The 24,062-nt window shown below is 71.1% G+C and carries 28 protein-coding genes; 14 read left to right on the top strand and 14 right to left on the bottom strand.

Features of this window, described 5'->3' with window-relative positions:
* Positions 1–183 precede the first annotated feature (183 nt).
* Positions 184–1,290 (top strand): acyl-CoA desaturase, encoded by a 1,107-nt coding sequence (locus Q0818_RS09420; RefSeq protein WP_298873852.1) that lies wholly within the window; start codon positions 184–186, stop codon positions 1,288–1,290.
* Positions 1,291–1,472: 182 nt separating this feature from the next.
* Entirely contained in the window at positions 1,473–2,933 is a 1,461-nt protein-coding gene (locus tag Q0818_RS09415; RefSeq protein WP_298873851.1) for an MFS transporter, read from the top strand.
* A 3-nt stretch (positions 2,934–2,936) separates the two neighbouring features.
* Here the strand turns inward: Q0818_RS09415 and Q0818_RS09410 are convergent, their stop codons facing one another.
* Positions 2,937–3,176, bottom strand: a complete 240-nt coding sequence (locus Q0818_RS09410; RefSeq protein ID WP_298873850.1) for a hypothetical protein — start codon at positions 3,174–3,176, stop codon at positions 2,937–2,939.
* Positions 3,177–3,293: 117 nt separating this feature from the next.
* Between Q0818_RS09410 and Q0818_RS09405 the strand changes: the two genes are divergently transcribed.
* Entirely contained in the window at positions 3,294–4,223 is a 930-nt protein-coding gene (locus tag Q0818_RS09405; protein WP_298873848.1) for an aldo/keto reductase, read from the top strand.
* A 10-nt stretch (positions 4,224–4,233) separates the two neighbouring features.
* On the opposite strand, the gene Q0818_RS09400 is transcribed toward Q0818_RS09405, so the two are convergent.
* The 4 genes from Q0818_RS09400 to Q0818_RS09385 all read right to left on the bottom strand — a co-directional run bounded on the left by Q0818_RS09400 (position 4,234) and on the right by Q0818_RS09385 (position 6,934).
* Positions 4,234–4,629 carry a peptidase inhibitor family I36 protein gene (locus tag Q0818_RS09400; RefSeq protein WP_298873846.1) on the bottom strand — a complete coding sequence of 132 codons (396 nt, stop codon included), beginning with the start codon at positions 4,627–4,629 and terminating at the stop codon, positions 4,234–4,236.
* Entirely contained in the window at positions 4,626–5,624 is a 999-nt protein-coding gene (locus tag Q0818_RS09395; RefSeq protein ID WP_298873844.1) for a hypothetical protein, read from the bottom strand. Before Q0818_RS09395 ends, Q0818_RS09400 begins: the two co-directional genes overlap by 4 nt.
* Entirely contained in the window at positions 5,611–6,126 is a 516-nt protein-coding gene (locus Q0818_RS09390) for a sigma-70 family RNA polymerase sigma factor (protein WP_298873842.1), read from the bottom strand. Before Q0818_RS09390 ends, Q0818_RS09395 begins: the two co-directional genes overlap by 14 nt.
* 415 nt (positions 6,127–6,541) lie before the next feature.
* Positions 6,542–6,934 (bottom strand): PaaI family thioesterase, encoded by a 393-nt coding sequence (locus tag Q0818_RS09385; protein WP_298873840.1) that lies wholly within the window; start codon positions 6,932–6,934, stop codon positions 6,542–6,544.
* Positions 6,935–7,051: 117 nt separating this feature from the next.
* Between Q0818_RS09385 and Q0818_RS09380 the strand changes: the two genes are divergently transcribed.
* Positions 7,052–8,377 (top strand): MFS transporter, encoded by a 1,326-nt coding sequence (locus Q0818_RS09380; RefSeq protein ID WP_298873838.1) that lies wholly within the window; start codon positions 7,052–7,054, stop codon positions 8,375–8,377.
* A 193-nt stretch (positions 8,378–8,570) separates the two neighbouring features.
* Here the strand turns inward: Q0818_RS09380 and Q0818_RS09375 are convergent, their stop codons facing one another.
* The 5 genes from Q0818_RS09375 to Q0818_RS09355 form a co-directional block, all read right to left on the bottom strand.
* Positions 8,571–9,197: a TetR/AcrR family transcriptional regulator gene (locus Q0818_RS09375; protein WP_298873836.1), complete on the bottom strand. Its 627-nt coding sequence runs from the start codon at positions 9,195–9,197 to the stop codon at positions 8,571–8,573.
* 12 nt (positions 9,198–9,209) lie between these two features.
* Entirely contained in the window at positions 9,210–10,658 is a 1,449-nt protein-coding gene (locus Q0818_RS09370; protein ID WP_298873834.1) for an NAD(P)/FAD-dependent oxidoreductase, read from the bottom strand.
* 74 nt (positions 10,659–10,732) lie between these two features.
* Positions 10,733–11,032: a hypothetical protein gene (locus tag Q0818_RS09365; RefSeq protein WP_298873831.1), complete on the bottom strand. Its 300-nt coding sequence runs from the start codon at positions 11,030–11,032 to the stop codon at positions 10,733–10,735.
* Between the two features lie 34 nt (positions 11,033–11,066).
* A complete protein-coding gene (locus Q0818_RS09360; protein WP_298873829.1) occupies positions 11,067–11,906 on the bottom strand; it encodes an NAD(P)-dependent oxidoreductase in 840 nt (279 codons plus the stop codon).
* Between the two features lie 148 nt (positions 11,907–12,054).
* A complete protein-coding gene (locus Q0818_RS09355) occupies positions 12,055–12,468 on the bottom strand; it encodes an Asp23/Gls24 family envelope stress response protein (RefSeq protein WP_298873827.1) in 414 nt (137 codons plus the stop codon).
* 120 nt (positions 12,469–12,588) lie between these two features.
* On the opposite strand from Q0818_RS09355, the gene Q0818_RS09350 reads away from it, so the two are divergent.
* From Q0818_RS09350 to Q0818_RS09325, 6 genes are all read left to right on the top strand, one after another.
* Positions 12,589–13,131: a sigma-70 family RNA polymerase sigma factor gene (locus Q0818_RS09350; protein WP_298873826.1), complete on the top strand. Its 543-nt coding sequence runs from the start codon at positions 12,589–12,591 to the stop codon at positions 13,129–13,131.
* Positions 13,132–13,136: 5 nt separating this feature from the next.
* Positions 13,137–13,709 (top strand): hypothetical protein, encoded by a 573-nt coding sequence (locus Q0818_RS09345; protein ID WP_298873824.1) that lies wholly within the window; start codon positions 13,137–13,139, stop codon positions 13,707–13,709.
* Positions 13,706–14,026, top strand: a complete 321-nt coding sequence (locus Q0818_RS09340; RefSeq protein ID WP_298873822.1) for a hypothetical protein — start codon at positions 13,706–13,708, stop codon at positions 14,024–14,026. Before Q0818_RS09345 ends, Q0818_RS09340 begins: the two co-directional genes overlap by 4 nt.
* A gap of 102 nt (positions 14,027–14,128) precedes the next feature.
* Positions 14,129–14,977: an SDR family oxidoreductase gene (locus Q0818_RS09335; protein ID WP_298873821.1), complete on the top strand. Its 849-nt coding sequence runs from the start codon at positions 14,129–14,131 to the stop codon at positions 14,975–14,977.
* A gap of 204 nt (positions 14,978–15,181) precedes the next feature.
* Entirely contained in the window at positions 15,182–16,186 is a 1,005-nt protein-coding gene (locus Q0818_RS09330) for a pyridoxal-phosphate dependent enzyme (RefSeq protein WP_298873819.1), read from the top strand.
* Positions 16,183–17,343, top strand: coding sequence for a cystathionine gamma-synthase (locus Q0818_RS09325; protein ID WP_298873817.1), 1,161 nt, complete (start codon positions 16,183–16,185; stop codon positions 17,341–17,343). The genes Q0818_RS09330 and Q0818_RS09325 overlap by 4 nt, the downstream gene beginning before the upstream one ends.
* 139 nt (positions 17,344–17,482) lie before the next feature.
* On the opposite strand, the gene Q0818_RS09320 is transcribed toward Q0818_RS09325, so the two are convergent.
* Positions 17,483–18,118 carry an NAD(P)-binding domain-containing protein gene (locus Q0818_RS09320; RefSeq protein ID WP_298873814.1) on the bottom strand — a complete coding sequence of 212 codons (636 nt, stop codon included), beginning with the start codon at positions 18,116–18,118 and terminating at the stop codon, positions 17,483–17,485.
* A 361-nt stretch (positions 18,119–18,479) separates the two neighbouring features.
* Here Q0818_RS09320 and Q0818_RS09315 point away from each other — a divergent pair, with 361 nt between their 5' ends.
* From Q0818_RS09315 to Q0818_RS09300, 4 genes are all read left to right on the top strand, one after another.
* Positions 18,480–19,277 carry a sulfite exporter TauE/SafE family protein gene (locus Q0818_RS09315; protein WP_298873812.1) on the top strand — a complete coding sequence of 266 codons (798 nt, stop codon included), beginning with the start codon at positions 18,480–18,482 and terminating at the stop codon, positions 19,275–19,277.
* 131 nt (positions 19,278–19,408) lie between these two features.
* The gene (locus Q0818_RS09310) at positions 19,409–19,858 is read left to right on the top strand and encodes a MaoC family dehydratase N-terminal domain-containing protein (RefSeq protein WP_298873811.1); all 450 of its coding nucleotides are present in this window, start codon (positions 19,409–19,411) and stop codon (positions 19,856–19,858) included.
* Positions 19,855–20,259, top strand: a complete 405-nt coding sequence (locus Q0818_RS09305) for a MaoC/PaaZ C-terminal domain-containing protein (protein ID WP_298873810.1) — start codon at positions 19,855–19,857, stop codon at positions 20,257–20,259. The genes Q0818_RS09310 and Q0818_RS09305 overlap by 4 nt, the downstream gene beginning before the upstream one ends.
* On the top strand, positions 20,259–21,395 hold the full coding sequence (locus Q0818_RS09300; protein WP_298873808.1) for a UDP-N-acetylmuramate dehydrogenase: 1,137 nt from the start codon (positions 20,259–20,261) through the stop codon (positions 21,393–21,395). The genes Q0818_RS09305 and Q0818_RS09300 overlap by 1 nt, the downstream gene beginning before the upstream one ends.
* Positions 21,396–21,466: 71 nt before the next feature.
* On the opposite strand, the gene Q0818_RS09295 is transcribed toward Q0818_RS09300, so the two are convergent.
* The 3 genes from Q0818_RS09295 to Q0818_RS09285 all read right to left on the bottom strand — a co-directional run bounded on the left by Q0818_RS09295 (position 21,467) and on the right by Q0818_RS09285 (position 24,045).
* Positions 21,467–22,192 carry a hypothetical protein gene (locus Q0818_RS09295; RefSeq protein ID WP_298873806.1) on the bottom strand — a complete coding sequence of 242 codons (726 nt, stop codon included), beginning with the start codon at positions 22,190–22,192 and terminating at the stop codon, positions 21,467–21,469.
* Between the two features lie 290 nt (positions 22,193–22,482).
* The gene (locus Q0818_RS09290) at positions 22,483–23,682 is read right to left on the bottom strand and encodes a pyridoxal phosphate-dependent aminotransferase (RefSeq protein WP_298873804.1); all 1,200 of its coding nucleotides are present in this window, start codon (positions 23,680–23,682) and stop codon (positions 22,483–22,485) included.
* A gap of 39 nt (positions 23,683–23,721) precedes the next feature.
* Positions 23,722–24,045 (bottom strand): hypothetical protein, encoded by a 324-nt coding sequence (locus Q0818_RS09285; RefSeq protein ID WP_298873802.1) that lies wholly within the window; start codon positions 24,043–24,045, stop codon positions 23,722–23,724.
* Positions 24,046–24,062: the final 17 nt, after the last annotated feature.

Genomic DNA, 24,062 nt, shown 5'->3' with positions numbered 1-24,062 from the left:
GGGTGGACCTGGCAATCACCTGACCTTCCCCTCCGCGTGTTCGTCGCAAACCGCGTGTTTCCGCATATTCGGAGGAGAGAACATACGTCGTGGCGCATATGCGCCCCGTAACGTCGACACCAGTCCTCGGCATCCGCCTTTGGCTTTCGGCCTACGCGGTCACCCCGAACCGAGGAGCATCCCATGGCTGCACCCGTCATCGAGTCCCGGATGGGGCCGATCCGCCAAACGTACAAGGGGACCACCGAGTTCCCCCCGATGGCCAAGGCCTACACCGAGCTGTCGCAGGTCGTGCGCGAGACGGGACTGCTCACGCGGGCCCGCCGCTTCTACGCCCTGGTGGGCACGGTCCTCGCCCTCGGCTTCGGCGGCGCGATCACCGGATTCGTGCTGCTCGGCGACAGCTGGTTCCAGCTGCTCATCGCCGCAGCGCTCGGCATCCTGTTCACGCAGGTCGCGTTCCTCGCCCACGAAGCGGCGCACAAGCAGATCTTCGCCTCGGGCAAGGCCAACGAGCGTCTCGCCCTGTGGCTCGCCTCAGGCGTCGTGGGCATGAGCGTGTCGTGGTGGAGTGCGAAGCACACCCGCCACCACGCCAACCCGAACCGTGTGGGCAAAGACCCCGACATCGAGATCGACACGATCTCGTTCCTCGACGTCGACGCCGCCAAGGCGCGCGGCCTGCAGCGGTGGATCACGCAGCGTCAGGGGTGGGCGTTCTTCCCCCTGCTCACGCTCGAGGGTGCCAACCTGCACGTCATCGGGCTGCGTCACCTGCTCTCGCGCGAGCCGGTCAAGGGTCGCTGGACCGAGCTGTCGCTCATCGCCCTGCGCTTCGCGATCTTCGTCGCCCCTGTCTTCGTCTTCCTGCCCCTCGGCATGGCCTTCGCCTTCCTGGGTGTGCAGCTCGCCGTATTCGGCGTCTACATGGGCGCCTCGTTCGCCCCGAACCACAAGGGCATGGCCGTCATCGCCCCGGATGCCAAGCTCGACTTCTTCAGCAAGCAGGTGCGCACCTCGCGCAACATCACCGGCGGCTGGTGGGCGACCTGGCTCATGGGCGGCCTGAACTACCAGATCGAGCACCACCTGTTCCCGAACATGCCGCGCCCGCACCTCAGCAAGGCCCGCGCCATCGTCAAAGAGCACAGCGCCACGCTGAACGTGCCCTACGTCGAGACGACGCTGCTGCAGTCGTACGGCATCGTCATCCGGTATCTGAACCGCGTGGGCCTGGCCGCCCGCGACCCGTTCGAATGCCCGATGACCTCGGCGGCCGCGCGCGCCTGACCGCGTCACCGACCCTTCCGACGGCCTCGGCCGGCGTCCTCACGCCGACCGGGGCCGCGGTGTGTCCGCGGGTGAAGGGGACGTAGCCTGGAGAGACAACCCGGGAGGTCTGGATGGCGCATCGACGGATCTGCGCGTCGGCGGGCCCGACCCGACGTCGGCCCGGTCGACGACTCTGACCGATGGACGCTTCCCCCGATCCGCGCCGGTGGCGCGCGCTCTCCGTCCTGCTGATGGGGCAGTTCGCGTCGCTCCTCGACCTCAGCGTCACCAACGTCGCCCTCCCCTCGATCGGTCGGTCGACGGGCGCCGGAGCGAGCGAGTTGCAGTGGGTGATCACGGGCTACGTCCTGGCCTTCGGGCTCGTGCCGGTGATCGGCGGCCGGCTCGGCGACGGTCGCGGACGCCGACGCATGTTCGTCGTGTCGATGCTCGGCTTCGTGGTCGCCAGTGCCGCGGTGGGTCTCGCCCCGACCCCCGAGGTGCTCATCGCCGCTCGCGTGGTGCAGGGGATCTTCGGCGGCATGATCGGGCCGCAGGTGTCGAGCTTCATCCAGAACGCGTTCCCTCCGCTCGAGCGGGGCAAGGCGTTCGGGCGGCTCGGTCTCACCGTGGGTGCCGGCACCGCGCTGGGCCCCGTCGTGGCGGGACTGCTCATCGCGGTGGGCGGCGAAGCCGACGGCTGGCGTCTGGTGTTCTTCATCAACGTCCCGATCGGCATCGCGGCGGTGCTGCTCGCGCGCCGGTGGGTCGCGGCCGACGCTCCCGTCGCACACGGAGCGGGGCGTCGGCTCGACCTGCTCGGCGTCGTCCTGCTCGGGGCGGGGCTGCTGTGCCTGCTGTTCCCGATCGTCGAGACCGGTCAGGCCGGCGGACCCGTGACGCTCTTGCTGCTCATCCCCGCGGCCGGGCTCCTCACCGCCTTCGTCCGGCACGAAGCCCGTCTCACGCGAGAGGATGCCGCGCCCCTGGTGGATCTGCGCCTGTTCCGCACGCGATCGTTCGTCATCGGGGTGGTGTTCGCGGTGGTGTTCTTCTGCAGCAACACCGGAATCCCCCTCGTGCTCGCGCTCTACTACCAGGACGGCCTCGGCTTCACGGCCTTGCAGTCGGCACTGGGGGTCACCGCCTACGCCGTGGGCACGGTCTTCGGCGCCCCCATCGCCGGCCGTTTCGTGTCGCGCGTCGGTCGGCCGCTGCTGCTGGGCGCGGTGTCGGTCTTCACGCTCGTCACGATCGTCCTCGGCCTCGTCGTCCGGGTCGCGCCCGAGGCCACCGATCCGACGAGCGTGATCCTGCGCCTGTGCCTGCCGTTGTTCGTCCTCGGCATCGCCGGCGGGTCGATCGTGACGCCGAACCAGACGCTGACCCTCGCCGAGGTCGACCCCGCGCGGGGCGGCGTCGCCGGCGGGGTCGTGCAGACCGCGCAGCGGGTGGGTGCCTCGATCGGTCAGACGGTGCTCGGCACGAGCTTCGTCCTCGTGCTGGCGGGAACCGCGCGCGCGGCCGAGCCGGGTTCGCCCGCGCCCGACCCGAGTGCCTTCGCCGATGCCCTCACGGTGGCGCTCGCGGTGTCGGTCGTCTTCTCGGCGGCCGCGGCCGTCCTCAGCGGCGTCGAGGTGCGGCGCTCGCGGACGCGGTAGCGCTCAGCCCTCGTCGTCCCAGCGAGAGCGGGGGCGTTCGTCGTCGTCCCAGCGCGAGCGGGGGCGTTCATCGTCGTCCTCGTCGCTGCGCGCGACACGTCGCGGTTCCGGCCACTCGAGCTGGAATCCGCACTCCCGGCACGCGTCGGCATCCTCGCCCTCGTCGAGCAGCGGGTGCATCGTGATGCCGCAGGCCGGGCAGATCGGCTGGCGGTCGTCGGCGGTGGTGTCGAGGAAGGTCATGGCGCGTCGCTTTCGGATGCACCGCCGACACCCGTCGACGGCGGACCTTGGAGGCAACAGGCGCCGGCGTCCCGATGTTCCCGCCCCGCTCCCGTCCGTCCCCGCTACCGTCGGATCATGAGCGTCCCCGTTCCCCTCGGCCTCGGCCTCGCCGCCGTCGGCCGCCCCGCCTACATCACCACCGCGCGCGACGCCGACCTCGGCGACCCCGGCGAACGGTCGATCGACGCCCTGCGCACGCGCGCGCACGAGCTGCTCGACGAAGCGTGGCGACTCGGCATCCGGTACGTCGACGCGGCGCGGTCCTACGGTCTCGCCGAGGAGTTCCTCGGATCGTGGCTCACCGCCCATCCCGAGCGCCGCGCGCAGCTCACGATCGGCTCGAAGTGGGGCTACGCGTACGTCGGCGACTGGAGGATGGATGCCACGGTCCACGAGCGCAAGGAGCACTCGGCCGCGATGTTCGACCGGCAGTGGCCCGAGACGCTCGCGGCGCTCGGTACGGCACCGGATCTGTACCTGATCCACTCCGTCACCCCCGAGAGCCCGGTGCTGGCGGATGCCGAGGTGCTCGAGCGGATGCGCCGGCTGCGCGGTGAGGGAGTGCGCGTCGGGCTGTCGACGAGCGGACCGCGGCAGGGCGACGTGCTGCGCGCCGCGCTGACGCTCGCGGACACGCCCTTCTCCGCCGTGCAGTCGACCTGGAACCTGCGCGAGGCCTCGGCAGGCGACGCGCTCGCCGCGGCGCACGACGCCGGCTGGACGGTGGTGCTCAAGGAGGTGCTCGCCAACGGCGCGCTCGCGGCGGCCGAACCGGACGGCGACCTCGAGCGGGCGGCATCCGGCATCGATGCCGATGTCTTCGCGATCGGGGTCGCGCGGGCGCGGAGCTTCGCCGATGTCGTGCTGATCGGCGCGACCACGCGTGAGCACCTGCGGCGCGGCGCCGGAGCGCCGTCGCGGTCGATCGAGAGGGCCGAGCTCGATGCGCTGGCCGTCGACCCGGAGGTCTACTGGAGGGAACGCGCGGAGCGCCCCTGGCGCTGACGCCGCGGGCTCACGACACGCAGCGCACGTCGGCGACCGCGCCCGAGACGTTCGCCGACGACCCCGCGATCGCCGTCGCCAGCACCGATCCCGAGGACGAGCGCGCCTGAGCGTAACCCGCCGAACGGGCATTGGCGATCGAACGCACGGTGATACCCGGCGCATAGGTGCCGCACGTCGACCACGACACGCGGGTTCCCGACAGGCCCGAGCCGCTGAACGCGCACACGTTGCCGGTCGCGCAACTGCCCACGGCCTTGTCGTCCTCGGCGGGCACGTCGATGCTCATCCCGAGCTCGGGCCACACCGCATGGCGGGCGTCGATGACCACGCCGCCGGGGACCTCGGCGAGGGCCGCGGCGACGTCGGGGTGCAGCTCGGCGGACGGATCGTCGGTGCGGCTCATCGGGGGGCATCCTCTCTGTCCTGCGCGTCCCACAGGGCGTATTCGGTCAGCGACCCGGCGGGCAGGTCGAGGTCGGTGTTCGCATCGATCAACGCCGACTCGAACCCGATGATGCGCCCGGTCTCGGTCGACAGCAGGAGAGTCACCTCGGTGTTGGCGGTCACCGATGGGATGCCCGCCAGGCCCACGACCGCGCGACCGAGACGGTCCTCGGTCGTCCCGAGTGCCCGCAGGCCGGGGGAGGCGGCGACGACGTCGAGGAGCGCGGACTGCTGGGCGTTGCTGAGCGTCCATTCGCCCTGCACGCTGCGCACACCGACCAGGGCGTCACCGGCGTTCAGGTCCTCCGCCGCGCCGGTGGCCGTCGTCAGGAGCGCGCGCATGGCCTCGGCCGACGCATCCGGCGGCGTCGGCGACAGCGGCCGGAACTGATTGCGTACGTAGCGCATCTCGCTGACGACGGTCCCGGGGGCGGGGTCGACGTTCGGCACGGTGTCGCCGTCGGCGTTCGTGGCCTCGGCCGCGGTGGTCACCACCGATCCGGAGAAGTCCTCGTTCCAGCGCAGGTCCACCCATTCGCGCCGGAACACCGTCGCCTCGGCCCCGTCGGGAGAGGCGCTGAAGTACCAGCCGAGCGACAGCGAGCGGCGCTCCGCGGCCACCTCGCCGTCTCCGGCGGCGAGCCGTTCCTGCGCCTGCGCGATCACCTCCGCGGCACCGGTTCCGCTGGGCACGGCGGTGTAGACGAGGGGCTTGGGGGTGAGGGCGGATGCCGAGGTCCCCGGCATCCACAGGACTCCCGTGACGATGGTCAGGATCACGACGACGGCGGCGGCCGCCGAGGTCCACGCCAGGGCGGGGCGGCGACGCCGGACGGGCGGACGGTCGAGGATCTGCCGCAGCCGGCGTTCGGCGTCGAGGGGGAGGGGCGCGTCGAGCGGGGTCTCGGCGGGGTCCATCCGGCGCAGCGCGCGCGCGAGGTCATCGTCGGTCATCGCTCACCCCATCCGCGTGGACGACGGCGCCGTCGAGCAGCGGTCGCAGACGCGCCCGCGCGCGATTGAGTCGCGTCCACACCGCGCCGGTGTTCATCTCCATGACCAGGGCCACCTCGGCGGCCGACAGCTCCTCCCAGTATGTGAGCCAGAGGATCTCGCGTTCGCGCTCGGGAAGATTGCGGATCGCGTCGACGAGGCGTTGCGCCATCGCGGGTTCGGCTTCGCTCGCCAGAGCGCGCACGTGGTCTTCGATGTGCGTCCACAATGCCCCCTCCCGGTCGCGTCGCCGATATTCGTTCGCGATGAGGTTGCGCGCGGTGCGGTACAACCACGGCAATCCGAATGGATCACGCGGATCGCGTTTGCGCCACGCGATCTCGAAGCAGTCCATCGTGAGGTCGGCGGCGGCCTCGCGATCCGATACGCGCCGTTCGATGAACCGCCGAACGGCGTTGTGGTGCTCGCGGAAGAGCGCCGCGAATTCCGTCTCGTCGATCACCGGCGTGCATCTCCGTGCGTTCGAAGAGGCTGTGTCGCAACGCGCGCGATCCTTACGTGGCGGCGGGAGGAAAAAGATCTGCGGCCCCGTGTAAGGAATGCCGACCGATCGACACCACATAGATGGGGGTGGGTGTCGTCTCCGGCTTCGAGACGACGCCCATACGCCCGTCGAGAGATGTTCGGGACTGAATTCGACGGGCGAGGGAGTGCACTGCATGGGGGCGGTGCACTCCCTCGGATCCTCGTCATGTCACCCAGGATGCCAGAGCCCGGTGCCCGGACCCTTTCCGCGCTCGCGGTGCGCTCGTGGGAGACGACGCCGCAGCGACCCCGTCCGCTGCGCGGATCGTGACCACCGCCGGCATCCCGGGGCGTGCTGCGCGGGCCGTGGCTGCTCCGCGAGGCCGCCGCGCTCACTCCGGATCGACGAGCAGGTTCGTGATGCGCGCCGTCGCGACGAGCCGGCCCTCGTCGTCGCTCACGCGCACGTCGTAGGTCGCGATGCGACGCCCGCGGTGGGCGGCGGTGGCGACGGCGTGGATGCGACCCTCGCGCGCGCCGCGGTGGTGGGTGATGTTGAGATCGACACCGACGCACACCTTGCCGAAGGTCGAGGCGTGGATCATCGCCGCCCAGGATCCCGTCGCCTCGCAGAGCGCGGCGGTGGCTCCGCCGTGCAGCCGACCCAGCGACTGGGTGTTGCCGTCGACGGGCATCGAGGCGCTCACGCCGTCGACGGATTGCTCCGTCACGACGATGCCGAGACGCTCGTCGAGGGCGCCGGGGACGATGGTCCAGGGTGTCATGACGGCTCCTTCCGCCGTCCTCTTGTCGGACGGGCGCGCCTCTGACACTATTACTGAACGCTCGGTCGGTAACAGGTGCCGCCGAGATTCCCCTGCCCACAGAACGACGGAGTTCTCATGGCCTCGCAGACAGCGGCATCCACCCGTGCCACCACGACCGGCATCTCGCGAGAGGAGCGGCGCGTGCTCGCCGGCACCCTCGTGGGCACCTCGATCGAGTGGTACGACTTCTTCATCTACGCCCAGGCGGCCGGCCTCGTGCTCGCGCCGCTGTTCCTCGCCCCACTCGCGCAGTCCGACCCGGCCATCGCCCAGGTGCTGTCGTTCGCGACGATCGGCATCTCGTTCCTCTTCCGCCCGCTCGGCGCGATCGTGGCCGGCTACCTGGGCGACCGCCTCGGCCGCAAGAAGATGCTCGTCCTCACGCTCATCATGATGGGCGTGTCGACGGCCCTCATCGGCGTGCTGCCGACCTACGCCGCGATCGGTGTGGCCGCCCCCGTCCTGCTCATCCTCCTGCGCGTCTTGCAGGGCTTCTCGGCCGGCGGCGAGTGGGGCGGGGCGGCGCTGCTCTCGGTCGAGCACGCCCCCGTCAACCGTCGCGGCTACTTCGGCGCGTACCCGCAGATCGGTGTTCCGGTCGGCATGATCCTGGCCACCGCGACGCTGTGGATCCTCACCTCGTCGATGTCGGCCGAGGCTTTCCTCGCCTGGGGCTGGCGCGTGCCGTTCCTCTTCTCGATCGTGCTCATCGTCGTCGGCTACGTCATCCGGCGCGCGGTGGAGGAGAGCCCCGTCTTCGAAGACCTCGTGCGTCGCCGCAAGGAGTCGTCGGCGCCGCTCGGCCAGCTCTTCCGCAAGAACTGGCGCCAGGTCGTGCTGACCGCTCTGGTGTTCATCGGCAACAACGCCGCGGGGTACCTGCTCATCGCGTTCTTCGCCACCTACACGGTCACCGTCCTCGGGCTCGAGCGCCCCACCGTCCTGCTCGCCACGACGCTGGCATCCTTCGGCTGGCTCGGGTTCACCCTGTGGGGCGGACGTCTGTCCGACACCCTCGGCCGCGTGCGGACGTTCCAGCTCGGCTACCTGCTGCTCGCGATCTGGGCCGTGCCGATGTGGTTCCTCATCGACACGGGGAACATCGTCTGGTACTTCGTCGCCCTGTTCGTCATGACCCTCGGCCTCGGCCTGTCGTACGGACCGCAGGCGGCGCTGTACGCCGAGATGTTCCCCGCGAACGTGCGCTACTCGGGGGTGTCGATCGGCTACGCCCTCGGCGCGATCCTCGGCGGCGCCTTCGCCCCCATGATCGCCGAGGCGCTGCTGCGCACCACCGGCGCCTCGTGGACGATCGGCGCGTACATCGCCGTCGCCGCTCTCGTGTCGCTGGTCGCGGTCTCGCTCATCAAGGAGCCGAAGGGCGTCGACCTCCGGGCCTGACTCCGGATGCCACGACGGGGCCCTGCGCGATCGCGCGGGGCCCCGTTCTGCTGCCGAGACCTCACGATCGTGACCAGATCGCTCGTCTCGAATCGCACGGATCGGGTGATCTCGCCCCGATCGTGCCGCTTCCCGGCGGGACGCCCGTGGCGGGACCCCGCGCCAGGACGCCCGCGGCAGGACGCCCGCGCGGTCAGGACGTGCGCAGGCCCTCGAGGGCGATCCGCACGATGTCGGCGCCGAGCCGGTCGCCGTCGACGCCGCCCCCGGGCCGGTACCACTCCACGACGGAGTTGATCATGCCGAACAGCAGACGCGCGGCGACGGCGGCGTCGACGTCGTCGCGCACGTCGCCCTCGGCCTGGGCCGCCGCGACGAGGGCGGTGACGCGGTGGTCGAAGACGCGTCGGCGCTCCAGGGCGGCCTGCTCGACGGGGCTGTTGCCGCGCACGCGCAGCAGCAGGGTGACCGCCGGCAGCTGCGCCACGAGCACGTCGGTCGCGCCCGTGAGCACGTGACGCAGGCGATCGGATGCCGAGCCCTCGGCCGCGCGGGGGTCGTCGAGCACCGCCTCGAGCCCGCCGAGGGCCGCCTCGAGGGCGACCGAGAGCAGCTCCTCCTTCGAGGAGAAGTGGTGGTAGAGCGCCGATTTCGCCAGCCCCAGGCGGCGCGCGAGGTCGGACACGCTCGTGGCGTCGTAGCCCTGCTCGTTGAACAGCTGGACGGCGACGGAGAGGATGCCCTCGCGGTCGTAGCCGGGTCGACCGCGCCGGGCGGGCGCGTCGGCGGCGGAGCTCGTGGCGGGATTCGCGGCGGTCACGGTGTCAGTGTGTCACTCCAGCAGCGCCGGGGTGTCGGCGTGCAGCAGGGCGCGCGCGGCGTTTCCGATCACGGCGCTGTAGGTGGGGTAGGCGAAGCGCACGCCCGCCAGCGTCGACACGTCGATGCCGGCGGCCATCGCGGTGGTGACCGACTGGATCACCTCGACCGCATTCTCGCCGACCGCGTGCGCACCCAGCACGAGCTCGCGGCGCCGGTCGGCGATCAGCATCAGGAACCCGTTCTCGCGATCGTCGATGACGGCGCGATCGAGGTCGGCGAAACGCACCGTGGCGACCACGCACGCCGGGTCGCGGTCACGTGCCTGCTCCTCGGTGAGGCCGACGCCGGCGTAGTCGGGGTCGGTGAACCCGCCCGCGGGCAGCAGGTGATGGGGCGTGCGGCGATTAGCCCCCAGGACGGCGTTCTCGGCCGCGGCTTCACCCTCGAACTGCGCCGCCTGCACGAGCATGTCGCGGCCGTTCGCGTCGCCGACCGCGAGGATGTGCGGAACGATCGTGCGGAAGTACCGGTCGACGGGGATCGCCGAGCGCTCCACCTCCACGCCCGCGTTCGACAGGCCGAGATCCTCGACGTCGGCGGGCCATCCGGTGGCCATCACGACGACGTCGACGTCGACGCTCCGGCCGGCGTCGTCCTGCCGCCAGGTCAGGCGGATCGACCCGTCGTCCTGCCGGTCGAGACGCTCGACGGTGTCGATCCCGGTGCGCACGTCGACGCCGTTGCGGGTGAGCGCGTCGGCAATGGCGCGCGAGATCGCGGCGTCGGAGGCCATGAGCACCCGCGGGGCGACGTCGAGCAGCGTCACCTCCGCGCCGAACGAACGGAACACCGTCACCAGCTGCGCGCCGGTGTTGCCCGCGCCGATCACGGCGACGCGGCCCGGCAGCTCGGTGAGCGAAAGCACGTCCTCGGGCACCGTGGCCAGCTCCGCGCCCGGGATGGGCAGGCGACGGGAGTGCCCGCCCACGCAGACCAGGATCGACTCCGCCCGGATGCGCCGGCCGCTGTCGAGCACGAGCGTGTGCTCGTCCGCGAAGCGCGCGCGGCCCTCGTGCACGAGGTCGACACCGGCCTCCGCGAAGCGTTCGGCCTCCCGCTTGATCGAGCGCACGGCATCCACGCGCTCGTGCACCCGCGCCACGACCGCCGACCAGTCGACGCGCGGTTCGTCGACGACGATGCCGTAGTCGTCGGCGGAGCGGGTCTCGCGCATGAGGCGCGCGGCCTTGGCCAGCACGCGGGTGGGGACGCAGCCCGTGTTCACGCACGTCCCGCCGACGCGGCCGGCCTCCAGCACGACGACGCGCGCACCCAGTTCCGCGGCCCGCAGGGCGGCAGCGGTGCCGGCGGGCCCCGCGCCGATGACGGCCACGTCGTAGCCGTCGGCTGCGTCCGTGGTGGGCTCGGGCGTCGAGGCGGGGTGCGCGGTGTCGGTCACGGTGGTCCTCCCGAAGGTCGAGGACCCCAGTCAACCGGCCGCGCGCCGACCGGCGGCGGGGCTTGTGCTCGCGGTCAGAACCGCTCGTACAGGTCGGTGGCGGTGAGGTCGGTGCCCCCGATGGCGTGCACACCGGGAGCAGGGTGCAGCGCGAACGTGTTCCCGTCGTGCAGCAGCGTCGCGGTGTAGTCGCCGCGGGTGTCGAGCTTGACCTCGAACCGCCCGGTGTCGATGAGGCGGAGGATGACTACCGCTCCGCTTCGCGCGAGGAACTTCGTCTCCTTCTCCTGCGCCGTCGGCAGCGGGATCACCGGTTCCCCTGCGGCGGGCGCGGGCGGTGCCGGTGGGGGCGTGGTCGGCTCATCGGCATCCATTCGCCGAGTCTGTCACGCCCCCACGGGCCGCGGGTCAGCGCCCGTCGCGCCAGGAGTGCTGGGGGTCGTACCCCAGCAGGCGCCGCGCCTTGTCGATCGAGAGCAGGGTCGTGTTCTCGCCGAGCTCGCGCGTCTCGACACCCGGGAACACCTCGGCGACGAGTTCGACGTTGGGGCGGGTCATGACCGTGTCGGCCGCGGCGATGATGAACGTCTCGAAGCCCGCCGGGGCGACCTCGAGGGCGCGTTCGATCGCCTGAGCGCCGTCGCGCGCGTCGATGTACCCCCACAGGTTCCACTTGCGGGTGCGGGCGTCGGCGTCGAAGGGGAACTCGGCGTAGTCCTCGGGCACCATGACGTTCGAGAAGCGCAGGGCCGTCACCGACAGGTCGGGGTTCCAGCGCACGAGCTCGGTGGCCATGCGCTCCTCGAGCGTCTTGACGAGCGAATAGACCGACTCCGGCCGCGGCGCGTACTCCTCGTCGACGGGGATGTAGGGCGGCGGCACGTCGAAGGGCAGACCCAGCACCGTCTCGCTGGAGGCGTAGACGATCTTCCGGATGCCGAGACGCACGGCGGCCCAGAACACGTTGAACGTGCTCGTCATGTTGTTGTGGAAGGTCGCGACATCGGAGCGGATGCCGGGGGCCGGGATCGCGCCGAGATGGACCAGGGCGTCGACACCGCTGTGCTGATCGTTCACGCCGGCGAGGGCGTCGATGACCTGGCCGTAGTCGGTGAGATCGACCTGGACGAACCCGGGGCCGCGCTCGCCGCGGACGTCGAGACCGATCACGTCGTGGCCGGCGGAGCGGAGCTCGCCGGCGACGACGGTGCCGAGTTTGCCGGACGAGCCGGTGAGGGCGATGCGCATGGGACTCCTGGGTGTCGGGGTGGGGTGTGGCCGACGATAGCGGTCGGGTCCGACACGGGGGGCTCTCTTGACGCCGCCCGCCGAACGGCTCGCCTCGACGGCAGAGGAAAGGCCCGCGAGCGAGGTGCTCGCGGGCCCGGACGGCACGTCAGTGGACGCGTGCCTCCTCCTGCTCGTCGTCGTCGCTCGGGATGTAGACGTCGACCACGGTCACGTTGATCTCCACGGCCTTCATGCCCACGATCTCGGTGATCGCGCGACGCACGGCCGAGCGGACGTCGTCCGCGACGCGCTGGATGCGCTCGGGGTAGTCGACCTGGATCGCGATGTCGGCGGCGACCTCGGTCTCGCCGACCTCGACGCTCACGCCCTGCGCGTAGTCCTTCGCGCCGACGGCCTGGCGGATGTTGCCGATCACGCGCGCGGCGCCGCCGCCGAGCGCGTGGACACCGGGGACCTCGGCCGCGGCGATGCCGGCGACCTTGGCGACCACGGGGTCGACGATGACGGTCTTGCCGCCGCTGGTACGGGCGTCGGCCGAGAGAGAGGAGTTCTGTGCCATGAGGAGCGTCCTTTCGTCAAGATCCCCGACAGCGGAGGGTGCGGGGTGTTTCGCTATGGGGACGAACCGGATTCGCGAAACGTCACGGTTCGACGCTGAGAATTCGCTGACAGGAAAACGATGCCCTCTTTGTCCACCGCCACCGACGCCTTCCTCGCGTCGCGCGCGGCCGACGGCGACCAGATGGCCTTCGGAGTGCTGGTGCGTCGACACGCGCCGTTCCTCGTCGCCTTCGCCACGCGCCTCACCGGATCACGGGCCGACGCCGACGACTGCGTGCAGGAGGCCCTCATCACGGCGTGGCGTCGCCTTCCAGATCTCACCGATCCGGAGAAGGTGCGAAGCTGGCTGACGACCATCGTGTCGCGCAAAGCCACGGACCGCCTTCGTTCGCGCAAGATCTCTGATCAGATCGACGAGGAGATGGTCTCGGCGGCCGACGACCCGGAGCGCTCGGCCGTGGCGTCGTCGCAGATGGACGCGTTGAAGAGAGTGCTGGCGGAACTGCCCGAGGAGCTCCGTGTGGTGTGGGTGCTGCGCGAGGTCGGTGGGCACAGCTACGACGAGATCGCCGTCGAGGTGGGGGAGTCGGCCGCCACCGTCCGCGGCAGGCTCGCCCGGGCGCGCAAGACCGTGTTGGAACGCATGCAGGAGTGGAGGTGATCGGATTGAGCGAGCACAACGACGACATCGGCGGCTCCGGCTACTCGCTGGAGGATCTCTCCGCGTATCTCGACCGCGGGCGTACCCCCCGCATCTCCGCGATCGAGCGCAACGCCGAGTGCCAGGCGATCCTCGCCTCGATGGAGCGCATGGGCCGGCTGTCCCGCGAGATCGTGGAGGAGCAGGCCGCCGAGCCGCTCGCGGACTCCTGGTACGACAGCATCATGCGGGAGGTGATGCGCGAATTCCGCTCCGGCCGTGACATCCCCCTGGCACGCACCGAGGACGGCACCGAGATCGTCGTCACCGAGGGCGCGCTCTACGAGCTCATCCGTACGGTGGGCGACGGCATCGAGGGCCTGCTCGTCGGTCGGGTGCGGCTGAATCAGCCCGAGCCCGACGCGCCGCTCGACGTGCGCGTGACGGTCAGCGTGCGTTTCGGGCGCGCGATCGCCGCCGCCGTCGACGAGATGCGCGACGGCATCCGTCTGGCGATCGAGCGTCACGGCGATCTGAAGGTGGGCCGGGTCGACGTGACCGTCGGCGACGTGCATCTGGACGAGGGGGAAGACCGATGACCCGCATCACCGCAGCCGAGTTGGCGCCGCGCATCGACCTGGCCGTCACGGCGGTCGAGGGCGTGCGCGAGTGCTATTCCGCGCGGCCCGTGGTCGCTCGGGCGTTCGAACACGTCGCCGACGTCGAGGGATCGCTCTCCGCGGTCGATGACGTGCCGGGAGCGCGGGCCATCACGGTCTGCATCGGCGTCTCCGCGCACGACGACAGCGCCGCCGTGGCCGCGGCGGTCGCGGCGGCGGCCCGGGGTGCCGGCGACGACGACGAGACGGCGACGGTGCGCGTCCGCGTGGCACGTCTGGTGGCGCCCGCGACCTGACGCAGCTCCCCGGCGGCGCGAAGCTCCATCGGTGAGGCAATTCCCGGCCGGGGGAGTGCGCGGCGCAATACGCTGGAGGCACCGCTCACCCCCGGAGGCCGTATGTCCATGCCGCCCGTCATCGCCGTCACCGGATCCACCGGCGCCGTGGGAGGCCGCGTCGCCCGCGACCTCGCCGCCCGCGGCATCCCGCAGCGTCTTCTCGTGCGCGATGCGTCGCGCGCCCCGCGTCTCGACGGCGCCGAGGTCCACGTCGCCCGCTACTCCGACACGGATGCCGCCCGCTCCGCGCTGCAGGGCGTCGAGACCTTGTTGATGGTCTCGGCGTCGGAGACGGCCGACCGCGTGGAGCACCACCGCACGTTCGTCGAGGCCGCAGCCGCCGCCGGCGTGCGCTCGATCGTCTACACGTCGTTTTTGGCCGCCGCACCCGACGCGGTGTTCACCCTCGGGCGCGACCACGCGGCGACCGAGGACATCATCCGCGCGTCGGGGATGAGCTTCACGTTCCTGCGCGACAACTTCTACATGGACATGATGGAGCTCTTCGCCGGTGACGACGGGGTGATCCGCGGTCCCGCAGGCGAGGGGCGCTGCTCGCTCGTCTCGCGGTCCGACGTCGCCGCCACCGCCGTGGCGGTCCTGCGCGATCCGTCCGCCCACGCCGACGTCTCGTACGACCTCACCGGCCCCGAGGCGTTGACCATGGCCGAGGTGGCCGAGAAGATCTCGGCCGTGCGGGGCCATCCCGTCCGCTTCCTCGACGAGACCGTCGACGAGGCGTACGCGTCGCGAGCCGCTTTCGGCGCGCCACGGTGGCAGGTCGACGCCTGGGTCAGCACTTACACCTCCATCGCCAGCGGCGACCTCGCCGGGGTCTCCGACGACGTCGAGCGCGTCACGGGTCGTCCCGCGCAGAGCTTCGACGAATTCCTCGGCGCGGTCTCTTGACGGCGGTCTCGTCGTCGTACCGGTCCCGACGGCATCCGGCTCCGGTGACGCCGCGTGACGCATCCGTATCGCCGCGCTCCCCGCTCGGGTATGCTGACCGCGTGCTGACCTGTCGCTGTTGTCGCTGAACGCCCCCGCGTTCTCTTTCGACGACCCCGTCAGCCGCGCCCGCCTCGGGCGCCCCCAACCCCTCAGGATGCCATCGTGCGTTACGCCCAGAGCGTCGCCGACCTCGTCGGCAACACCCCCCTCGTCCGCCTGTCCCGCGTCACCGACGGCATCGCCGCCACGGTGCTCGCCAAGATCGAGTACTTCAACCCCGGTGGCTCCGCCAAGGACCGCATCGCGGCCAACATCGTGGATGCCGCCGAGCGCGACGGTCTGCTGCAACCGGGCGGCGTGATCGTCGAGCCCACCAGCGGCAACACCGGCGTGGGCCTCGCCCTCGTGGCGCAGCAGCGCGGATACCGGTGCGTGTTCGTCGTCCCCGACAAGGTCGCGGAGGACAAGCGCGCGGTGCTGCGCGCCTACGGCGCCGAGGTCGTCGTCACGCCGACGAACGTCGAGCCCGACGACCCCGACTCGTACTACAGCGTCTCGGACCGTCTCGTGCGCGAGATCCCCGGGGCGTTCAAGCCCAACCAGTACGCCAACCCGAACGGACCGCGCAGTCACTACGAGACGACCGGTCCCGAGATCTGGCGCGACACCGACGGCGCCCTCACGCACTTCGTCGCCGGCGTCGGCACCGGCGGCACCATCACCGGAACCGGACGCTACCTGCGCGAGGTCGCCGGCTCCTCCGTGCGCATCGTCGGGGTCGATCCCGTCGGCTCGATCTACTCGGGCGGCGACATCCACGGCTACGACGTCGAGGGCGTCGGCGAAGATTTCTGGCCCCCCGCCTTCGACCCCACCCTCGTCGACGGGTACGAGCGCGTCTCGGATGCCGAGTCCTTCGCCATGACGCGTCGCCTGGCCCGCGAGGAGGGCCTGCTCGTCGGCGGTTCGAGCGGCATGGCCGTCGTGGGCGCCCTGCGCGTCGCCCGCGACCTCCCGGCCGAGGCCGTGGTGGTCGTTGTCCTGCCCGACCACGGCCGCGGCTACCTCAGCAAGATCTTCGACGACGACTGGATGACCGCCCGCGGTTACGAGGTCGAGCCGTCGGCATCCGTCCTTCCCCCGACCTCCCAGGAGCACTCCGCATGAGCACCCACGACGCCGCCCGCGGTTTCGACAGCCTCGCCGTCCACGCGGGCCAGGCGCCCGACGAGACCACCGGCGCGGTCATCCCGCCGATCCACGTCTCGACGACGTACGCGCAAGACGGCATCGGGGGCCTGCGCGGCGGGTACGAGTACGGCCGCAGCGGCAACCCCACGCGCACCGCGCTCGAGACGCAGATCGCCGCCCTCGAGGGCGGCGCCCGCGCGCTGTCCTTCGCCTCGGGTCTCGCCGGCGAGGACGCCCTGCTGCGCGCCGCCCTCGTCCCGGGCGACGAGGTGCTCCTCGGCAACGACGTCTACGGCGGCACCTACCGCCTGCTCGCGCGCGTGCTCGGCCCCTGGGGCGTGAAGCTGCGCGTCGTCGACATGAGCGACCTGGATGCCGTGACCGCGGCCATCGAGGAACGCGCGCCGAAGATGGTCTGGGTCGAGACGCCCAGCAACCCGATGCTGCGCATCACCGACATCGCCGGTCTCGCGCGACTCGGTCACGCGGCCGGGTCCATCGTCGTCGTCGACAACACCTTCGCCTCGCCCGCCCTGCAGCGCCCGCTCTCGCTCGGCGCCGACGTGGTGGTGCACTCCGCGACGAAGTACCTCGGCGGGCACAGCGACGTGGTGGGCGGCGCCCTCGCGTTCGCCGACGCCGCGCTGGCCGAGAAGGTGCAGTTCCTGCAGTTCGCCGCGGGCGCCGTCTCGGGCCCGTTCGACGCCTACCTGACCACGCGCGGAATCAAGACCCTCGCCGTGCGCATGCAGCGTCACAGCTCCAACGCGCAGGCCGTCGCCGAGCACCTGCTCGCCCACGACCGCGTCGCGAAGGTCTACTACCCCGGGCTTCCCACGCACCCCGGGCACGCGCTCGCCGCGGCGCAGATGAGCGGCTTCGGCGGCATCGTGTCGCTCGAGTTGGCCGACGGCGCGGCCGCGCGCCGCTTCGCCGAGTCCACCCGCCTGTTCACCCTCGCCGAGTCCCTCGGCGGCGTCGAGTCGCTGGTGAACTACCCGGATGCCATGACCCACGCCTCGGTCCGCGGCACCGAGCTGGCCGTTCCCGAGACCATCGTGCGCCTGTCGGTCGGCATCGAGTCGGTCGACGACCTCATCGCCGACGTGGACCAGGCCCTCGCGGCCCTCTGACCGCGCCCGGAAACGACGAAACCCGGCCCTCGCGATTTGCGGGGCCGGGTTCGTTCATTTCTCAGGTGAGTCGGCGGGATTCGTCGCTCCGGGGCCTCCCCGGGAGACGAATTCCGACGCCTCGCGCGAGGGGAGAGGGTCAGCGTTCGGCGCGGGCCAGGTTCTGCTCGAGCTCGGTGCGGGTCTGACGCACGACGTACGCGGGCTGGTCGCGCTCGACGCGCCAGCTCTCGGCGAGCGGGCCGACGTTCACCGTGTCGAAACCGAACTGGTCGTAGATGCGGGTGACGAGGTCGACGGCCTCGTCGGAGTCGCTCGACGTCGCGAGCGCGCGGCGGTCCGCGCTACCGGCGGGGGCACCGTCGGTGAGGATGTCGGCGGCGGGGATGTGGTTGAACGCCTTCACGACGACCGACTGGGGGAGGCGCTCCTGCAGCATCTGCGAGGTGGTGGTCTCCTTCTCATCGAGAGCCGCGATGCGACCGTCGCGCTCGAAGTAGTAGTTGTTGGTGTCGAGAACGGTCTTGCCGGCGAGCGGGGCGACGGGGAGGTCGTCGATCGCCTTCAGGGGCACGGTCACCACGACGATGTCGCCGGCCTCGGCGGCCTCCTCGGCGGTGGCGGCGCGAGCGCGGTCGCCCACCGAGGCGACCAGGTCGCCCAGGGTCTCCGGCCCACGGGAGTTCGCGATGACCACGTCGTAACCGTGATCCGCGAAGCCCTGTGCGAGAGCCGAACCGATGTTTCCTGCGCCGATGATTCCTACGGTTGTCATGCCCGAGGACAACCGCGACGGAACCGGACCCATTCCCGGGAGCGCTACCAAGAGATCAGTGGTCTAAATAGTTAGCAGCTCTAGTAATCAGTGTCAATGGGTCGAATCGCGGCGATCGGGCTCTCTATCGTCATTCCTGTCGCACCCTCACGCGAGTGGTCGCAGTCCGGTGTTCGGGTCACCGTCCTGCTTTGACCTGTGAGGGCGACGGCCCCCGGTGGACGCGGCTTCGGACCACCGGGGGCCGCTTTCGTTTCCGGGTCCGTCCGCGACGACCGGTCGTCGGCGGCGACGGCGCGGAGGAGTGGAAGACTGGGGCGTCGGCGAGACGCGCTCGCCCCCCACGACCCCGAGGACCCCCGTGACGCTCGAGACCCGCCCGCCCCGCACCGCCCGCCTCTACGTCGTCTGCGTCGGAGTCGGACTGCTCGCGGGGCTGATGTCGGGCCTGTTCGGTGTCGGCGGCGGGACCGTCATCGTGCCGCTGCTCGTCCTGCTGCTCGGCTTCGACCAGCGCCTCGCCGCCGGCACCTCCCTCGCGGCGATCGTGCCCACGGCATCCGTCGGAGTCATCACCTACGCCGTCGACGGGCACGTCGCCTGGCTCCCGGCGCTGATCCTCGCGGCCGGCGCGGTCGGCGGGGCGCAGATCGGCACGTGGCTGCTGCCCAAGCTCTCGCAGACCGCCCTGCGATGGGCGTTCGTCGCCTTCCTCGTCGCGGTCATCGTGAGCCTCTACTTCGTCATCCCCTCGCGCGACGCCGACCTCGTGCTCACCTGGGTCACCGGGCCCGGCCTCGCCGTGCTGGGGGTGGTCACCGGCATCCTGGCGGGACTGCTCGGCGTGGGCGGCGGCATCATCGTCGTCCCGGCGCTGCTGCTGCTGTTCGGGACGAGCGACCTCGTCGCCAAGGGCACGTCGCTGCTGATGATGATCCCGACCGCCGTGTCGGGCACGGTCGGCAACCTGCGCCGGAAGAACGTCGATCTCGTCGCGGCCGTGTGCGTCGGCGTCGCCGCGTGCGCGACGACGGCCCTCGGCGCCCAGATCGCCAAGGCGGTCGATCCGTTCGTGGCCAACGTGCTCTTCTCGATCTTCCTCGTCTTCATCGCCTCGCAGATCGCGGTGAAGGCCGTTCGCGGCCGCCACCAGCGCTGACGCCCTGGCGCACCGCGGCGTCGCGCGGTTCGCGGGGGCCCGTCGGTCTCTGCGCACCCTCCCGAGACGGCGGACGGGGAGACGGATGCCACGGGCACAGCCCCACCAGAGCCTCTCGGTAGACTGACCCGGTGCCCGTGAACCCCGAATTGGTCGGCCGAGCCTTCCCGCCGACCGCGCCGTACCTCGTCGGTCGCGAGAAGGTGCGCGAGTTCGCGCGCGCCGTCTTCGCCGCCGCCCCGCAGCACTCCGACCCCGAGGCTGCGCGCGCCCTCGGCTACGACGACGTCGTGGCCCCGCCGACCTTCGCGATGGTCGTGCAAGACCTCACTCTCCAGCAGCTGCTCGGCGACCCCGAGTCCGGCATCGAGCTCTCGCGTCTCGTGCACGCCGAACAGCGTTTCCGCTACACGCGTCCGATCGTCGCCGGCGACGAGCTCGTCGCGACGCTGTCGGTCACCGGCATCCGTTCGATGGGTGGCAACGCCATGATCACCAGCGAAGCGGAGATCGTGGATGCCACCGGCGCCCACGTCGTGACGACGACGAGCGTCCTGCTCGCGGGGGAGGCCGGCGCATGAGCGAGTTCACCGTGGGCGAGGTCATCGCCGAACGCTCGGTCCACCTCACGCGCGAGTCGCTCGTGCGCTACGCCGGCGCGTCGGGGGACTTCAACCCCATCCACTATCGCGACGACGTCGCCGCTGCCGTCGGGCTCCCGGGCGTCCTCGCCCACGGGATGCTCACGATGGGCATCGCCGTCGGCACCCTCGCCGAGGCGCTCGGCGACAGCGGTCGCATCGCCGAGTACGGCGTGCGTTTCACGCGCCCGGTCGTCGTCGACCCCGAAACGGGCGCGGATCTGCACGTGAGCGCCAAGGTCGGCGTCGTCGACGACGAGACCGCGCGCATCGACCTCACCGTGACCTTCGCCGAGACCACCGTCCTGGGCAAGGCGCAGGTGCGGGTGCGGCTGCGCTGATGCCCGAGGTCGCTCCGGTTCCGCTCTCGCAGCTCACGACGCTGCGCACCGGCGGGGCGCCCGCGCGCCTCGTCGAGGCGGCGACGACGGACGAGCTCGTCGCGGCGCTGCGCGAGGCGTGGGCCGACGGCGAGCCGTGGTTCGTCCTCGGCGGGGGATCCAATCTCTTCGTCGGCGATGAGCCGTTCGAGGGCACGGTGATCCGCGTGCGCACCTCCGGCATCGAGGAGCTCCCCGGCTCGCGGCCCGACACCGTGCGTCTGCGCGTGCAGGCCGGACACGACTGGGACGCCTTCGTCGCCGAGACGGTCGCCCGCGGTTACGCCGGAGTCGAGGCGATGTCGGGCATCCCGGGCACCGTCGGCGCGGCACCGGTGCAGAACGTGGGCGCCTACGGGCAGGAGATCGTGCAGACGCTCGTCGAGGTCGAGCTGATCGACGAGTCCACCGGCGAGGTGGCGCGCGTCTCGGCATCCGATCTCGGTCTCGGTTTCCGCACATCGGTCCTGAAGCACCACTACGGCTCCGTGCCGGAGCGGCCCGCCGTCATCCTGTCGGTCACGCTTGAGCTCGAGCGCGTCGGCACGGACGAGCGTCCGATCGCCGGGGAGCAGTTGCGCGGCGCCCTGGGGCTGGATGCCGAGCAGTCCGTGTCGTTGCGATGGATCCGCGACCACGTGCTCGCCACGCGCGCCCGCAAGGGCATGGTGCTCGACGCCGAAGACCCCGACACGTGGAGCGCCGGCTCGTTCTTCCAGAACGCGATCGTCTCGGAGGCGTTCGCGCGCACCCTGCCCGACGCGTGCCCGAAGTGGCCGATGGGCCCGGCCCTCGACCCGGTGACCGTGATCCCGCTCGCCGCGTTCGACGGCATCCTTCCCCCGCCGCCGGTCGAGAACCGCCAGGTCAAGGTGAGCGCCGCGTGGCTCATCGAGAACGCCGGGCTCTCGCGCGGCTTCCGCTTCCCGCGCTCGCGCGCCGGTCTGTCGACCAAGCACACGCTCGCGTTGACCAATCGCGGCGAGGCGACCGCGGCCGAGATCGCCCAGCTCGCCCGCTTCGTGCAGAACCGCGTCGCGGCCGAGTTCGGCCTCGTTCTGCAGCCCGAGCCCGTCCTGGTGAACGTCGAGCTGTAGCCCGTCCCCTCCCGCGCGAGTCGCCAAGATTTGTCGCCTACGTGATCTCTGAAGCGACAAATTCTGGCAGCTCACGCGGGTGCCGCGAGAAGGCGACGGATGCGGGAGATGAGGGCGGCGGGGGCGTCGAAGTCGCGGCGGGTCACGACCGTCATGCGGTACCCGAGAGACTCCAGTTCTGCCCTCCGAATCTGGTCGCGGCTCCACTGGTCGGGATCGCGATGATGATCGCCGTCGTATTCGATGATCTGCCGCGCGGACCGGTAGAGCAGATCCACCCGCGCGACGAAACGTGAACCGTCGTAGATCTCGACGTTGGTCTCCGGTGCGGGCAGCCCCGCCATGATCAGCAGCACCCTCAATTCGGATTCCTTCGGCGACTCCGCCGCCTCGTCGGCGAAGTCGACCGCGAGGCGACGGCGCTTCGATCCGCGACCGCCGAGAAACCGTCGATGGGTTCTCTCGAGGTCCTCGCGAGTGGCCATCGGATGTCGACGTGAGATGAGCCGGTCGGAGACAGCGGTCAGCTGCGCGACGCTGAGCGTCTCGGCGAGCTCTGCCCACGTGCGCAGCGGCGAGGTGCACCGGATGCCGTCCACCTCGACGAGATCGCCCGGGGCGACCAGGAGCGAGCGGCCGACGACGCCCGGACGGCGGATCCGGTTCGACCCGGCGGGCACGCCGATGACGGGGCACTCCCTCGCCCGCACCTCCACCGGTCCGGGTAGGGGAAGGCCGTGAAGGATCGCTGCGGACGGACCGCAGACGAACGAGCGACCCGGCACGGCTCGCAGCAACGCGGCCAGGCTCTCGCGTCCCGAAGCCTCAGGGGCGATCCGGATGCCGCTGTGCGCCGCTGCCCACGCTCTCGAGCGCAAGGTACTCGGTGTGAGCCCGTGCGCGGCGCCCTCGGCGATGGTGAAAGCGGCAGCGGGTCCTTCGGGTCGCGAGTTCGACGGCATCCGTCGATCGTGCCGCGCCGTCCGAGAACGCGGTCGGACTTATCCCCAGCCCCGCGTGAGTCGCCAAGAATTGTCGCTTGAGGTTCCCCGAAGGCGACAATTCTTGGCGACTCGCGCGAGGGAGCTCAGGCGAACAGGCGCTGGAGGCGCTGGACGCCCTCGAGCAGCTGGTCGTCGCCGAGGGCGTACGACAGGCGCAGGTAGCCGCTCGGGCCGAAGGCCTCGCCGGGGACCACGGCGACCTCGGCCTTCTCGAGGATGAGGTCGGCGAGCTCGAGCGAGGTCGTGGGCGTCACGCCCTCCCACGTGCGGTTCAGCAGGCCTTGCACGTCGGGGTAGACGTAGAACGCGCCGAGCGGGTTGGGCACCTCGACGCCGTCGATCTTCGACAGCTCCGAGACGATCAGCTTCCGCCGGCGGTCGAAGGCGAGACGGAACTGCTCGGCCTCGTCCTGCGGTCCGTTCAGGGCGGCCGCGGCGGCGAGCTGGGCGACGTTGTTGACGTTGCTCGACAAGTGCGACTGCAGGTTGCCGGCGAGCTTCATGGCATCCGCCGGTCCCACCATCCAGCCCACGCGCCATCCGGTCATGGCGTACGTCTTCGCGACACCGTTGACGAGGATGGTCTGCTGCGCAAGCTCGGGCACGGCCTCGACGATCGAGACGGCGCGCACGCCCTCGTAGGTGAGGTTCTGGTAGATCTCGTCGGTGATGACCCAGATGCCGTGCTCGAGCGCCCAGCGGCCGATCTCGGCGGTCTCCTCGGGCGTGTAGACCGAACCGGTCGGGTTCGAGGGGGACACGAACACGAGCACCGTCGTCTTGTCGGTGCGAGCCGCCTCGAGCTGGGCGACGGTGACCTTGTAGTCCTGATCAGCGCCGGCGAAGACCTCGACGGGCGTGCCGTCGGCGAGGGCGATGGCCTCGGGGTAGGTGGTCCAGTACGGCGCGGGAAGCAGCACCTCGTCGCCGGGGTTCACCACGGTCTGGAACGCCTGGTACACCGACTGCTTGCCGCCGTTCGTCACGATGACCTGCGAGGGGGCGACCTCGAGACCCGAGTCGCGCAGCGTCTTGGCGGCGATCGCCTCGCGCAGCACGGGGAGTCCGGCCGCGGGGGTGTAGCGGTAGTTCTTGGGATCCTGCAGCGCCTTCGCCGCGGCATCCACGATGAACGACGGGGTGGCGAAGTCGGGCTCGCCGGCCGCGTACGAGATGACGGGGCGACCGGCGGCCTGGAGGGCCTTGGCCTTGGCGTCGACCTTCAGGGTCGCGGACTCGGCGATGGCGGAGAGCTTGCGGGAGAGCGGAGCGCGGGAAGTCACGAGTCCGAGCCTAGTGTTTCCGCGCTTTCGGCCCCAGGGTCATGACGACCAGGGCCCCCAGATCAACGCCGCCGGAACGAGCATCAGGATGCCGAGACCCAGCGCCACGATCGACCACGCGCGCCGACCCTCCCGGCGGGCGGCGACGATCAGGCCGATCACCGAGAGCAGGATCACGACGACGCCGTCGAGCACGAGAAGCGGAAGCAGCACGATGCCGAGCCACCAGATCGCGTTCATCTCGGGGACGAGGCCGATGAGGAAGACGGCGAGGGTCGGCACGATCACGACGGCGGCGATGCACGCGGCGATGATGCCGAGCACGTCGGCGGGGCGGCGGGCGGCGACCGGCGGGGGCGTCATGCGGTCAGGCTACCGCC

The organism is uncultured Microbacterium sp., assembly GCF_947489255.1.
GTDB lineage: Bacteria > Actinomycetota > Actinomycetes > Actinomycetales > Microbacteriaceae > Microbacterium > Microbacterium phycohabitans.
Note: the sequence above shows the minus strand (reverse complement) of the source record. Positions and strands in the feature narration are given on the sequence as shown.

Coding starts and splice junctions, on each gene's coding strand:
- Q0818_RS09420 (WP_298873852.1), top strand. CDS start 184: ATGGCTGCACCCGTCATCGAGTCCCGGATGGGGCCGATCCGCCAAACG.
- Q0818_RS09415 (WP_298873851.1), top strand. CDS start 1,473: ATGGACGCTTCCCCCGATCCGCGCCGGTGGCGCGCGCTCTCCGTCCTG.
- Q0818_RS09410 (WP_298873850.1), bottom strand. CDS start 3,176: ATGACCTTCCTCGACACCACCGCCGACGACCGCCAGCCGATCTGCCCG.
- Q0818_RS09405 (WP_298873848.1), top strand. CDS start 3,294: ATGAGCGTCCCCGTTCCCCTCGGCCTCGGCCTCGCCGCCGTCGGCCGC.
- Q0818_RS09400 (WP_298873846.1), bottom strand. CDS start 4,629: ATGAGCCGCACCGACGATCCGTCCGCCGAGCTGCACCCCGACGTCGCC.
- Q0818_RS09395 (WP_298873844.1), bottom strand. CDS start 5,624: ATGACCGACGATGACCTCGCGCGCGCGCTGCGCCGGATGGACCCCGCC.
- Q0818_RS09385 (WP_298873840.1), bottom strand. CDS start 6,934: ATGACACCCTGGACCATCGTCCCCGGCGCCCTCGACGAGCGTCTCGGC.
- Q0818_RS09380 (WP_298873838.1), top strand. CDS start 7,052: ATGGCCTCGCAGACAGCGGCATCCACCCGTGCCACCACGACCGGCATC.
- Q0818_RS09365 (WP_298873831.1), bottom strand. CDS start 11,032: ATGGATGCCGATGAGCCGACCACGCCCCCACCGGCACCGCCCGCGCCC.
- Q0818_RS09360 (WP_298873829.1), bottom strand. CDS start 11,906: ATGCGCATCGCCCTCACCGGCTCGTCCGGCAAACTCGGCACCGTCGTC.
- Q0818_RS09355 (WP_298873827.1), bottom strand. CDS start 12,468: ATGGCACAGAACTCCTCTCTCTCGGCCGACGCCCGTACCAGCGGCGGC.
- Q0818_RS09350 (WP_298873826.1), top strand. CDS start 12,589: ATGCCCTCTTTGTCCACCGCCACCGACGCCTTCCTCGCGTCGCGCGCG.
- Q0818_RS09340 (WP_298873822.1), top strand. CDS start 13,706: ATGACCCGCATCACCGCAGCCGAGTTGGCGCCGCGCATCGACCTGGCC.
- Q0818_RS09335 (WP_298873821.1), top strand. CDS start 14,129: ATGTCCATGCCGCCCGTCATCGCCGTCACCGGATCCACCGGCGCCGTG.
- Q0818_RS09325 (WP_298873817.1), top strand. CDS start 16,183: ATGAGCACCCACGACGCCGCCCGCGGTTTCGACAGCCTCGCCGTCCAC.
- Q0818_RS09320 (WP_298873814.1), bottom strand. CDS start 18,118: ATGACAACCGTAGGAATCATCGGCGCAGGAAACATCGGTTCGGCTCTC.
- Q0818_RS09305 (WP_298873810.1), top strand. CDS start 19,855: ATGAGCGAGTTCACCGTGGGCGAGGTCATCGCCGAACGCTCGGTCCAC.
- Q0818_RS09300 (WP_298873808.1), top strand. CDS start 20,259: ATGCCCGAGGTCGCTCCGGTTCCGCTCTCGCAGCTCACGACGCTGCGC.
- Q0818_RS09285 (WP_298873802.1), bottom strand. CDS start 24,045: ATGACGCCCCCGCCGGTCGCCGCCCGCCGCCCCGCCGACGTGCTCGGC.